Source organism: Bacillus sp. FMQ74, from assembly GCF_001875785.1.
Taxonomy (GTDB): Bacteria; Bacillota; Bacilli; order Bacillales; family Bacillaceae; genus Bacillus; species Bacillus stercoris.
The window spans coordinates 387,783-401,007 of the sequence record NZ_MOEO01000003.1 but is presented as its reverse complement, the minus strand read 5'-3'; the positions used below and the strand labels follow the sequence as shown (position 1 = coordinate 401,007).

The window sequence follows — 13,225 nt, the reverse complement described above, 5'->3', positions numbered from 1 at the left end:
CCCCCTAACGGCCGAATAGCAACATGCGATGACCTGCGCTTCATGTCTAACGTTATTTGTCATCTTTTTTCTCATCTTTCTTTTCTGTTTCTTTTTTCCCTTGTTCTTCTTTTTTCTCTTGTTCTTCTTTTTTCGCTTTTTCCTCTGCTGCAGCTTTCTCTTCTGCTTGTTTTTCTTCGTCTGTTTGTGTCTGTTCTTCGCTTGTATCGACTAACGATGTTTCAGAATTAGACTGTTTATTTTCTTGACGTTCTTTTTGGGCTTTTTCAAGCTCACTATTCACTGAGTCAAGTTCTTTTTGTATGTCTTCATCATTTGTATCCTCAGATAAAAGCTGCTGTTTATATTTAGCTAGGGCAAAGTAAATATAATCATTGTATTCAAGTTTACGGCCGATACTGATCGCTTCTTTGTATTCTCCTCGACCATAATCAATCCAGTACAAGAAATGCTGAGGGTCTGATTGAAGGGTGACTAAATTATTTTCTATATTTTTAGTTTTTGCACTCCCCAGATTTTCGACCTCAACATAAGACGTCGCCAGCTGATACTGCACTGATTCAGGCAGGCTTTCCGCATCGTACTTGGACAGTGTGCTGATGACTTCACTGTACTGCTTGTTTAAGAAAGCGCGGTTGCTGTCCACTATTGCCTGGTGCTTTGGCTGCGCGAAAAATAAGGCGTACATCGAATAAATAAGGGCCGGTACAAGCAAAACAATGAGCCCCAGGCCGATATATCGCTGGATGTTCCACTTCTTTCTCGGGATATGTATGTATGTTTTTGCTTTGGCTTCGAGCTCATCAATATGGGTTTGAATCAGCTCAAGCAGGTCATCATAGGATTCCGCATCCAATATCGCTTTAGCCTCTGCGGAGAACGTCAGCGTTTCATTGAATTTCAGATAGTCTTCAAACGCAAAAGCGCCGTCAACTGCCAAAGCCGCTGCCGCTTTCAGCTCCCGCCACACTCTTTCCTCATCATGCTCGTAAGGAGGAATGCTTTCTTTTACCCCATAATGGAGAAAATAAGGCGTCAGCCCTTTATCGAATACAATGTTTTCCGGAGCGATAATCACATTCAGCCTCGACAAATTATGCTGCTGCACGGCTTGAACAAGCTGATAGGCAAACTGCCATTTGCTTTTTTTATCCTTAGCTTTCATGAAGCGGAATGCTTTATAGGAGGAGGGAGGTTGGATTGTGATGATGACCTCATCATCTGTCACGTCGATCTCTTTATGAAAAAATGGATTTACATCTTTGATCACGTTAGCTTCAAGACCGTCGAGAAGCTTTATTTTTTCCCGTTGAAAGGTAAATGTATAGCCGGCATCTGTTTTCTCGGCAACGGCTTCTAATTGGTTTTCTAAATATGATTTTTGTTTACCTGACATTCAACCAGATCCTTTCATAATATTTCAAGCCGGTCTCCGTTTGTAATGCCGCAATCAGACAGCTTGCTTTCTCCGGAGAACACCTTATCCTTGTTCACCACTCTGATCCAGTGCCCTTCGCGCGGAGGCATAGATACGCTTTGGGCCTGCCAAGCAATATCAATTACTTTTTTCACCGGGTGGTAATCTGACAATCTGAGATCAAAGACACTGCCGTTATAATGTTTCAAATCTATAGTAATATCAATATACATTTAGGATCACCCTTACATAGAAAGAGCGCCGTCTTCTTTTGAATCAGGCGCTCCTTCCCTTTCATACTGTTATCCGCGGATTTGATTTGCGATGTCTTGGTCAGTAGACTCAAGTGTATTTGCTGTTTGATCAAGCTGCTGATTTACATCTTGAAGCAAATCTGACATTTTGATAAATGAAGGTTTGAGCTGCTCGTATTGATCTGCGAACGCTTCGCTTGAAGCACCTTCCCACATGCTTTTCAAATCAGAGATCATTCGGTTTAAACGATCAACCTGATTTAATACTTCTTGGCTTTCAACGCCGTATTGCTTCGCCATCGCTCTTAGCTCTTCGGGTGTGACACGAATTAATCCTGCCATATTCCTCATTACCTCCTGTGCCATCAGCCTAAATATGGGCTAATTCACTTATTTTTAGAACGTCATTATTATAAAAACAGTTTTTCGGCATAGTCAAACAAATATGTTTTAATTTTACAAAATGAGTCCAATGGTTTACCTCGAATCACTTAAAAATAACATATATTGTAAAGTAAATAGGTTTATTTTCTTAATCTCCTTTTCATCCTCCGAATAATCCAAAAGACCCAAATGATTCTCCAACTCCCAAAAAAAACCTTTCAGAATATTTGATGCTACAGCACCATTTCTGAAAGGTTCAGTTTTTTCTTTCCTTAATCAGTCCCGCCTCCGATGACTCTCTTAGAAGATTAATAGGATAAGCTTTCGTATCGTATAAGGCATACAACTGTACTTCTAAAAGGCGATTCACCGCCACATGTATATAGAACGTTTCTCTCATGTAAGTGTTTTTCTTTGTTGTTGATTTTCACAAACAACAACAATCATAATAAAAGGAAGGGGATGAGATGTCAAAGAGAAATCAAGCACGAAAAGTAGGGAGATTTATGACCATGCCGAATGATCCGTTTAAATATAGTTTTGACAGACTTGAAGATGTGGCTGATCATATCAGCGACGTTCTGCGGTGCCCGATCACCATAGAGGATGTTAACCACAAGCTGCTTGCCTACAGTACACACAGCGACTGCACAGACCCTGCCCGGACGTCTACCATTATTGGCAGAAGGGTACCGGAGAAGGTGATTAACAAGCTGTGGAAAGACGGGACAATTCCTGCTCTCTTAAAAACGGACCAGCCGATCAGAGTCAAGCAAATCGATGAAGTCGGGCTGAGCAATCGCGTCGCTATTTCGATTTGGAAAAACAACCAAGTGCTTGGCTTCATATGGGCGCTTGAGATCCAAAAAACATTGTCTGATGATGACCTGATGACATTGCAAATGGCAGCAAAAGCAGTGAGAAACAAGCTTCTTAAACTTCAAATCAGAAAAACAAAAAATGAAGAACGCAGCCAAGAATTTTTCTGGAAAATGCTGACCGGACACATCTATCAGGAGGACGACATGGCGGATGGGTTCCATAAGCTTGGAATGGCCGTTCCTTCAGAATTTTCCGTTATGATCATCCGCATAAACGGTGAGCTGACTGAAAAAATCGAACAGCAGCTGCAATATTTACAGGAAACGACCCAGCAGGTTTACGTGTTGCTGGCGACCGTAGATTCTAATGAACTTATTATATTAACCGCACCCAAAACAGATCATCCTTTTCAAGATTTAAAACAGTTTGCTTTCAGTACGCAAAAACAGCTGAAGGAGCGGTATAAAATAGAAGACGTTTCTATCGCTTTTGGCGGAATATACAGCTCTATTTCTTTTGTCTCCCGCTCCTATCAGGAAGCATTGTCCGTCTTAAAAGCGAAGGAACGGTTCGCAGAAGAGACCAAACATCTTTTCAGCTTTTCTGAGTTAGGCATTTATCAATACTTAGATGTCTTATCTGAAAAACGGAAACAGGCGGGCTATGATAATTACTCGCTTTCCAAACTGGAACAATATGACCGGGATCACCAGTCAAATCTGGTAGAGACGCTAGAGCGCTTTATTGAAGCAGACAGCAACGTGAATACGGCTTCCAAGCTGTTAAATATACACGTTAATACGCTGAATTACCGTCTCAAACGAATCAGCCAGATCGCTGAAATTGATTTAAAAAATGTGAATCAAAAATTCACCATCTATTTAGATATCAAACTTCGGCACATGGATTTGTGAAATTTCACAAATCCATGTTTTTTTATTTTCTTATTCAAACAAAGAATTTTCCAAAATATCAAGCTACACTAAAAATATCACAGATACAGGAGGAGACAGATATGATCATAGGGGTTCCTAAAGAGATAAAAAACAATGAAAACCGTGTCGCTTTAACACCTGGGGGCGTTTCACAGCTCATTTCAAACGGCCACCGGGTGCTGGTTGAAACAGGCGCGGGCCTTGGAAGCGGATTTGAAAATGAAGCCTATGAATCAGCAGGAGCCGAAATCATTGCTGATCCGAAACAGGTTTGGGACGCCGAAATGGTCATGAAGGTAAAAGAACCGCTGCCGGAAGAATATGTTTATTTCCGCAAAGGTCTTGTGCTGTTTACGTATCTTCATTTAGCAGCTGAGCCTAAGCTTGCACAAGCCTTGAAGGATAAAGGAGTAACTGCCATCGCATATGAAACGGTTAGTGAAGGCCGGACATTGCCTCTTCTCACGCCAATGTCAGAGGTTGCGGGCAGAATGGCAGCGCAAATCGGAGCTCAATTCTTAGAAAAACCTAAAGGCGGAAAAGGCATTTTGCTTGCCGGGGTGCCGGGCGTTTCTCGCGGAAAAGTAACGATTATCGGAGGAGGCGTGGTCGGGACAAACGCGGCGAAAATGGCTGTCGGACTCGGTGCAGATGTGACGATTATTGACTTAAACGCAGACCGCCTGCGCCAGCTTGATGACATCTTCGGCCATCAAATTAAAACGTTAATTTCTAATCCGGTCAATATTGCTGATGCTGTGGCGGAAGCGGATCTTCTCATTTGCGCAGTATTAATTCCGGGTGCTAAAGCTCCGACTCTTGTGACTGAGGAAATGGTAAAACAAATGAAACCTGGTTCAGTCATTGTCGATGTAGCAATCGACCAGGGCGGCATCGTCGAAACGGTCGACCATATCACTACACATGACCAGCCGACATATGAAAAACACGGTGTTGTGCATTATGCTGTAGCGAACATGCCGGGCGCTGTTCCTCGTACATCAACAATCGCTCTGACTAATGTTACAGTTCCATACGCACTGCAAATCGCGAACAAAGGGGCAGTAAAAGCGCTTGCAGACAATGCGGCACTGAGAGCGGGTTTAAACACCGCAAACGGACACGTGACTTATGAAGCTGTAGCGAGAGATCTAGGCTATGAGTATGTTCCTGCCGAGAAAGCTTTACAGGATGAATCATCTGTGGCGGGCGCTTAATTCACATTGAGCTTGCAGAAAGATTTTCTGCAGGCTTTTTTTATCTTTTAAAAGGAAAAAAGAGATCATTTCACGAATTATGACTATGAAGTTGATCATAAAGGAGGATTCATATGGCTGTTCAGCAATATGGCGTGTTAAAAGGCATTGTCTTAGACATGAAGCGTGAAACCGATGATGACAGTCCTCATTTCCAAGTCAAAATGCTCGGTGAAGAGAATACGTATTACAGGTGCGCCATCAATGTGATGTCCAGTTCTGAAGAATCTGAAGTATTGTATTTGGCTGACGATCAGTTTGATTCGAGCTCGATTACCATCCTTCCGAACATGCCGTATGGATATACAAGGATCAATGAGGCAAACCGTGAAGTGGCCCTTGATTACGTGCGGGGCAATTTGTTTGACCCGGGAGAAATGAAGCCTTTGCCGCATGAAATCACGGGACCTGACAATGATTTAAATGATTTTATTGAAACGTATATGAAGAAAGCGCAAGATGAGAAAGCGCCGGTTTATATATTCGGTTCCAAATTCGGACCTGAACAGGCTGCAGATAAAATATTCGGCTTTACCCCGACCAACGGCATGCACAATATCCATATGAATCAAGGGAATGCAATGGATACCCGCTGGAAAAAAGACAACGGCTCTTGGCATGACGGAGGCATCCTGATTCAGTTTGCAGATCAGTGGGCCGCTGTGTTTTTAGCGTTTTTATCCCAATCTTGGTGTACGGATGAAAATGGAAACCCGGTCAGAGATTGTGACCATACCCAAACGTCTGCGTAAGATAGGAAAAGAGACTGCTTGCCGCAGTCTCTTTTTATGCGATTACACATTTTCAACAGTTTTTAGGCTGTTTGGCCTCATGTCGCTCCAATTTGATTGGATATAGTCCAGACAAGCTTCACGCCCTTTTTGTTCATGAACGACTGTCCAGCCGCTCGGCACATCTATAAAACCGGGCCATAGGGAATATTGGCCTTCTTCGTTAATCAGCACCAAATAGGTGCCATCCGCATTTTCAAATGGATTTGCCATCTATTTCTCCTCCCTTATTGATTTAACTCTTTCAGTTTGACAGCGAGAACCTTGCCGATTTGAGCCAGCGGTTCCGGCTGACATAAATCTTTATGACGGCAGTCGATGTCAATTTGTTCAATCTGTCCGTTAATGTAAGGCTTCCACGAGTCAGGTTCAATCGGGTCAAACCATTCAGGAATGATTGTTGATCTGAAAAACAAAACATTTCCACGGAAGGTTTTCGGCTTATAGGAGCCTAAAATGCCGACTGAATTGACATACGTATTTTTCAGATTTAAAATGACCGTTTCATCCAAGCTCGCAAGCGCACTGCCGTCACTGCGAAGAATCTCAATCGCTGCTTCAAAATCTAGCGGTTTGTCCCCTAAGCTGTCTGGATCGTACCCGCCTAACGCCAGAAGGGCAATAAGTGCTTCCTCATCATCAGGCGCCTCTTTTATAGGAAGGAAGTGGTTTGGATAGGCATCCAGCATCACCAGTAGGGAAACTTCTTCTCCTTGATTTTGCAGCTGGGTGGCCATCGCATGAACGACATTCCCGCCCAGGGACCAGCCCAGCAGATGGTACGGGCCTTTCGGCTGGACCGTTCGTATTTGTTTAATGTAATCGGCAGCCATGTCATCAAGTGTTTTCGGAAGCTCCTCGCGCTGCCCGATTCCCCGTGCCTGCAAGCCATAGATCGGATAATCCGTTCCTATATTCGTCATCAAACCGGCATAGCACCAGCTGAGCCCCCCAGCCGGATGAACACAGAATAAAGGAAGCTTGTCTCCGCTTGTTCGGAGCGGCAGCAGAACATCAAGAGCGCTTTGGCTTGATCCCATTTCAAGTCTTTCAGCAAGTCCGGCAACAGTCGGCGCTTCGAATAGGTTGCCGATGCTGAGTTCAACGCCGAGGGATTCGCGGATGCGGCTCATGAGCTGTACAGCAAGCAAGGAATGTCCGCCTAAATCAAAGAAACGATCATCAATGCCGACACGCGGCAAGTGAAGCACCTCCATAAACAAGTCACAGAGAATTTCTTCCTGCGGCGTTCTCGGTCCGCGTCCTGTCACTGCCCCTGCGAAATCCGGAGTGGGCAGCGCTTTACGATCAAGCTTTCCATTCGGTGTCAGCGGCAATTCTTTCATCGTCACAAAGGCAGCAGGCACCATGTAATCCGGCAATCTCTCAGCAGCATACCTGCGCAGTTCCGCCGTATCAAATGTTTCTTCCGAAGGGATGACATAAGCTGCCAACCGTTTATCTCCCGGCTGATCCTCACGAACGATCACTGCCGCATCTTCAAGCTGCGGATGCTGAACAAGCGCGGCTTCAATTTCTCCCAATTCAATCCGGAATCCCCGGATTTTCACCTGATGATCGGCACGGCCGACATAGTCAAGAGAACCATCAGCGCGGAGGCGGGCTACATCCCCAGTGCGGTACATCCTAGTGCCTGGAGGACCGAACGGATCAGCTATGAAGCGTTCAGATGTTAAACCAGGCCGGCCTAGATAACCTCGTGCTAACCCTGCTCCTGATACATACAGCTCTCCGGCAACACCAGGCGGCACCGGCTGCAAGCGCTCATCCAGCACATATACACCAAGATCGGGAATGCCGCAGCCGATCAAGCTGTTTGCCCGTAAAGCTGCCATGCTTCGGTCTAATTCGATATAGCTCACATGCACGGTTGTTTCTGTAATACCATACATATTGATAAGCTGCGGGCTATTTTCAGGGTGGCGGTTATACCAATCCTCTAAACGGCTGAGTTCAAGCGCTTCTCCGCCAAAAATGACATAGCGCAGGCTGAGCGCCTGTCCGAGATCCGGCTGTTCCCGTTCCGCCTGCATAAACTGATAGAAAGCGGACGGTGTCTGATTTAGAACGGTCACACCCTCTTTGACAAGCAGGCGCAGAAATGCTTCTGGCGATCTGCTGACGTGGTGAGGCACGATCACGAGACGCCCGCCATGCAGCAGAGGACCCCAAATCTCCCACACTGAAAAGTCAAACGCGTAGGAATGGAACATGGTCCAGATATCGTCTGAGCTGAAATGGAACCAGTGCTCGGTCGCTGCAAATAAACGCGTTACGTTTTGGTGAGGAATCATCACACCTTTTGGAACACCAGTTGAGCCGGATGTATAAATGACATACGCCGTATTCAAAGGCGTAAGCGGCTGGATCCGATCCGTATTATCCGGATTATCAGCTGGGTATGTGTTTAGTTTCTTTTCCAGTTCGAGATCATCCAGTACGATTTTCGGCACGTTGTCCGCTGGCGGAATGTGTTCTGCAGCTTTAGTGTTCGTCATGATAAACGCGGGCTGTGCATCTTTTAGCATAAAAGCAATTCGATCAGCCGGATAATCCGGATCAAGAGGCAGATAAGCTGCTCCGGTTTTCAGCACCGCCAGTAGCCCGACAGCCATTTCTAATGATCGGGGCAGTGCCAATGCCACAAATTGCTCCGGCCCGACACCTTCACTAATCAGCATGCGGGCAAGCCGATTTGCTCTTTCATTCAGCTCTGCATAGCTCAGTGCCTGATCTTCATAAACAACGGCAATGGCATCAGGACGTAAAGCAGCCTGTTTCTCAAACTGCTCCGGTAAACATGCGTGCGGAATCTTTTCAGATACACCTTGCCAATCTGTCACCATGCTGCTGCGTTCCTCTGGAGCAAGAATATCCAGATTTCCGATTTGCTCGTCAGGATCAGACTCGGCAGCCTCCAACAGGCGCATCAATCGGTCAGTAAGAGCCTGAGCAGTTTCCCGCTTGAAAAGATCAGTGCTGTATTCAAGCAATCCTTCCATCCCGTTTGGTGTCCCGTCAGCAAGACGATCTTCACTGATTTCCAGCGTTAAATCAAACTTGGCAGAACCGACACTGTGGATTCGCAGGCTGCTCTCCATGTCAGGAAGTTGCAGTTCAGCGTCCGGTGTGTTTTGGAACGCAAGCATGATTTGGAATAAAGGATGCGTCGCACGCGAACGAGCCGGATTAAGCACCTCTACAAGTCTCTCAAACGGCAGATCCTGATTTTCATAAGCTGCCAGATTCACTTCCCGTACTCTGTCAAGAAGCTCACGGAAGCTTGGATCACCGGACGTATCGGTTCGGAGCACCAATGTATTAATGAACAGCCCTACAAGATCGCCCAGCGCATCATCATTCCGTCCCGCGATCGGACTGCCGATCGGAATGTCGGTGCCCGCCCCGAGCCGTGTCAATAAAGCGGCGAGACCGGATTGAAGCACCATAAATAGGCTCACCCTATTTGCGCGAGCCAGCTCCTGCAAGCGCTTGTGAAGGTCGGGCTCAATACGAAAATGAATCGTATCCCCATCATGACTCGGCTCAGCCGGACGTGAATAATCAGTTGGCAGTTCAAGCTGGTCAGGCAGGTTCTTCAAGGTTTCTTTCCAGAAAGCAAGCTGTCCGGCAATCAAGCTATTTGGATCATCCTCGTTTCCAAGCAGTTCTTGCTGCCACAGCGCATAGTCCGCATACTGCACAGCCAGAGGCACCCATTCGGGAGCTTGTCCTTGGCAGCGAGACGCATAAGCCGTTCCAAGATCTCGGGTAAGCGGCGTTAAGGACCAGCCGTCCCCGACAATATGATGGACGAGAAGAAGCAGCACGCAATTGTCAGGACCGATTACAAATAGCTCGGCACGGAAAGCAGGCTCGGCTGCAAGATCAAAGCTGTAGCGCACAGCTTCAGCAAGCCGATCAGAAAGCTCCTTCTCAGCAATTTCGGTAACATGTAACTCAGGCCGGGCTTGATCGGCATCTAAAATATGCTGATAGGATGTCCCCTGCGATTCAGGGAAGATCGTCCGCAGGCTTTCATGACGGCAGACGAGGTCATAAAGAGCAGCTCGCAGCACTTCCTTGTCCAGTTCGCCCGACAAACGGACAGCAACCGGAATATTATAAGTAGGGCTCGGCCCTTCCAGACAGTGGAGGAACCATAGCCGGCGCTGGGCAAAAGATAGCGGGATTTTTTCAGGCCGCTCAGCTCTTTGCAAAGCGGGACGTGCACTCTGCGCCTGATTAAGATGGGCTGCGAGACCGGCTACTGTCGGTTCGTCAAAGAGCTTAGCGATACCAAGTTCGGCTCCCATTACCTCGCGAATGCGGCTCATCAGACGGGCTGCGAGAAGAGAATGACCGCCAAGCTCGAAGAAACTGTCATCGATACCGACACGTGCCAAACCGAGAACCTCTGCAAACAAGTCACACAATATCTCTTCCTGAGGAGTCCGCGGGGCCCGATCACTGACAGATGTGCTGAAATCTGGCGCCGGCAGTGCTTTCCGATCAAGCTTGCCATTAGGTGTTAACGGAAGCTCGTCCATCTCTACAAACGCCGCCGGCACCATGTAATCAGGAAGACTGGCCCCCATATAACGGCGAAGCTCGGCAGTATCGATTGCAGAATCAGCGACTACATAAGCCGCCAATCGTTTGTCTCCCGGCTGATCTTCCCGTACGACAACCGCGGCCTGTTCAATGTGCGGGTGCTTAGCAAGCACGGCATCAATTTCTCCAAGTTCAATTCGGAATCCGCGAATTTTGATTTGATGATCCGCCCGCCCGATATAATCCAAAGTCCCATCAGATCGCCAGCGAGCCTGGTCTCCAGTCCGATACATCCGAGTCCCCGGCGGTCCGTATGGATCTGCAACAAAACGCTCGGCCGTTAAATCAGGGCGGTGAAAATAACCTCTGGCCAAGCCGGTTCCTGCGATATAAAGTTCACCGACCACCCCCGGCGGCACTGGCTGCAAACCGTTATCAAGCACATACACCCGGGTATTCCAAATCGGTTTGCCAATCGGCGGAACGCCCTTCAGCCCTTCATCAAGAAAAGCTGCTGCAGACCAAATCGTTGTTTCAGTCGGACCGTATAAATTTGTGACTGAACAATGAAGGTCTTGAAGCGCCTGCAAAAGACCGCTCGGCAGCGCCTCGCCTCCGACAAGCACTCTAAGCCCCCGAAGATTCTCAGGTTCACTCGTCACCAAAGCATGCCATAGTGTCGGTGTTGCCTGCATGATACTGATATCGAAATTTTCAATCATTTCAGCTAATGCCTGCGGCTCACGGATCGTTTCTTTCTTTGCGATCACGATTTGCGCTCCGCTAATCAGCGGAAGATATAACTCCAATGCTGAAATATCAAAAGCGACAGTCGTCACAGCCAACAGCCTGTCTTCTTCTCCTAGAGAAAATGCCTCCTGCATGGACAGCAGAAAATTGCTTAAGCTTTTCCGTGTCACAACGACACCCTTCGGTCTTCCTGTTGATCCTGATGTATAGATGATATACGCAGGATGGTCAAGAGAAACCGATACATTCGGATTTTCCGGCGAATAGCGTTTTATAATCTCCTGTGTAACAGCCTGATCAAGCACAAGCTCCGGTACAGCCAGGTCATCAGGCAGACTGGCTGCTATTTCCTCAGTCGTTATGATGCATGAAGGTTTCGCATCCTCCAGCATGTAAGAAATGCGGTCAGCAGGAAACTCCGGATCAAGGGGGAGATACGCCGCACCAGTCTTGAGCACACCAAGCATTGAGGCCACCATCTCAGGGGAACGCGGCAGCGCCAAAGCTACAAATTGCTCCGGACCAATCCCTTTTTCGATCAACAGACGCGCGAGGCGGTTTGCCTCTTCATTGAGCTTTCGATAGCTGACTTGAACGTCATCACACATAAGAGCGATACGTTCTGGCGTAAGAACTACCTGCTTTTCGAACATGTCCTGAAGGCTGACCAGCTTCTCGGATTTTGCCGTCTCATTCCATTTAGAAATGACTTTTTCTTTCTCCTCTGGCAACAGAAGCTCCATCTGCCCGATCAGCATGTCCTCCCCGGCTGAAGCCGCTTGCAGCAGCTGCAGGATACGTTGCTGATGAAGCTTGATATCAGACTCGTTGTATACCTCGGGATTCGCATCAACATCAATTCGCAGCCCGCTGCCGTCTGTTCTGTCATATACATTGATTGATAGATCATCAACAGGACCGGCTGAAAGATTATGCGTTATGCCCCGGGCCCCGGCAAAGTCGAGACCGTAATCAAACGGCATGAGATTGATTTGAGGGCCAAATAATCTATGATTTTCTCCTATCAATTTCAGATCACGCCGAAGCTCTTCATGGCGATACTTATGATGTCTCCGAATACTGCGGATTTCCCGGGAAATTTGCTGAATCAGTTCAGAAAAGCTCATCGAAGAGCTGACAGTCAACCGAAGCGGGAGAAGGTTCATCACCATAGCCGGTACATTCAGTGATGCGGACCCTATCCTTCCCATCATGGGCAGGCCGAGCACAACATCCTCAGAGCCGGTCATACGGTGCACATAAACAGCTGATACCGCAATCATGACTTCATGCCAGCTTCCTGAGAAATAGCGCGCAGCTTCTTTTAACGCAGTTACATCAGACGGAGGCAGATATGCCGTATGACGAAGAAAACTGTTAGATGTTCTTGGCGCCCGATCAGCCAAGCTCACAACTTCGGGTGCATCTGCAAAACGATCCAGCCAGAATTGACGATCCTTCTCATACCGCTCCGAACCGCGATAATCTGTATCCTCCTCCAAAATGGCTTGGAGAGACCCAAAGGAACGATCTTTAGCTGTTTGTCCTTTTATAAGCTTGGTATATGTACTTGCCACACGCTGGGCTATCAGGGAAAAACCGAAGCCGTCGATCGCTATATGGTGAATGCGCTGATACCAAAAGAAACGATCAGGCCCGGCAATAAACAGAGCTTCATTGAACAAAGGGTCATCTCCTAAATCAACCGGTTTTGCCAAATCTGCTTTCATCCAGTTTAATGCTGTTTTTTCCGGATCTGGCTGAGAGCTGACGTCAATGACGGGCAGCTGTACATCCGGAGACGGGTTTATCATCTGCCATGGCCCGTCCATATTTTCACCGAAGCGGACATGCAGCGATTCCGCTTCCTTGATCACGTGCCGCAAAGCTTCTTCAAAAAGAGCAATATTGATAGGTCCATTAATTTCTATATATTCCGCCGTATTGTAGATTGGATTGTCCGGATCAAGCTGCTGAGCAAACCATATGCCAGTTTGCGCCCCGGTCAAAGAATATTGAAGATCTTTTGTATCAGGCATCC

Annotated in this window: 8 protein-coding genes; 3 read left to right on the top strand and 5 right to left on the bottom strand. The window is 47.1% G+C overall.

The genetic code is table 11. The features are described from left to right. Window positions 1–52 precede the first annotated feature (52 nt). The 3 genes from essB to BLL41_RS08865 all read right to left on the bottom strand — a co-directional run bounded on the left by essB (window position 53) and on the right by BLL41_RS08865 (window position 2,013). Window positions 53–1,396 carry a type VII secretion protein EssB gene (essB, locus tag BLL41_RS08875; protein ID WP_071577554.1) on the bottom strand — a complete coding sequence of 448 codons (1,344 nt, stop codon included), beginning with the start codon at window positions 1,394–1,396 and terminating at the stop codon, window positions 53–55. A gap of 14 nt (window positions 1,397–1,410) precedes the next feature. Beyond that, window positions 1,411–1,650, bottom strand: a complete 240-nt coding sequence (yukD, locus tag BLL41_RS08870) for an ESX secretion system protein YukD (protein ID WP_071577553.1) — start codon at window positions 1,648–1,650, stop codon at window positions 1,411–1,413. A 69-nt stretch (window positions 1,651–1,719) separates the two neighbouring features. After that, on the bottom strand, window positions 1,720–2,013 hold the full coding sequence (locus tag BLL41_RS08865; RefSeq protein ID WP_003220661.1) for a WXG100 family type VII secretion target: 294 nt from the start codon (window positions 2,011–2,013) through the stop codon (window positions 1,720–1,722). Between the two features lie 509 nt (window positions 2,014–2,522). Between BLL41_RS08865 and adeR the strand changes: the two genes are divergently transcribed. The 3 genes from adeR (at window position 2,523) to BLL41_RS08845 (ending at window position 5,820) form a co-directional block, all read left to right on the top strand. Then, window positions 2,523–3,791: a sporulation transcriptional activator AdeR gene (adeR, locus tag BLL41_RS08855; protein ID WP_083427964.1), complete on the top strand. Its 1,269-nt coding sequence runs from the start codon at window positions 2,523–2,525 to the stop codon at window positions 3,789–3,791. Between the two features lie 101 nt (window positions 3,792–3,892). Next, a complete protein-coding gene (ald, locus tag BLL41_RS08850; protein ID WP_071577551.1) occupies window positions 3,893–5,029 on the top strand; it encodes an alanine dehydrogenase in 1,137 nt (378 codons plus the stop codon). A 113-nt stretch (window positions 5,030–5,142) separates the two neighbouring features. Beyond that, window positions 5,143–5,820 carry a YukJ family protein gene (locus BLL41_RS08845; RefSeq protein WP_071577550.1) on the top strand — a complete coding sequence of 226 codons (678 nt, stop codon included), beginning with the start codon at window positions 5,143–5,145 and terminating at the stop codon, window positions 5,818–5,820. 42 nt (window positions 5,821–5,862) lie between these two features. On the opposite strand, the gene BLL41_RS08840 is transcribed toward BLL41_RS08845, so the two are convergent. Together BLL41_RS08840 and dhbF are read right to left on the bottom strand one after the other, a co-directional pair. Next, window positions 5,863–6,072 carry an MbtH family protein gene (locus tag BLL41_RS08840; protein ID WP_071577549.1) on the bottom strand — a complete coding sequence of 70 codons (210 nt, stop codon included), beginning with the start codon at window positions 6,070–6,072 and terminating at the stop codon, window positions 5,863–5,865. Window positions 6,073–6,086: 14 nt separating this feature from the next. Further along, complete coding sequence (gene dhbF, locus BLL41_RS08835) at window positions 6,087–13,223, bottom strand: non-ribosomal peptide synthetase DhbF (RefSeq protein WP_071577548.1); 7,137 nt, start codon at window positions 13,221–13,223, stop codon at window positions 6,087–6,089. Window positions 13,224–13,225: the final 2 nt, after the last annotated feature.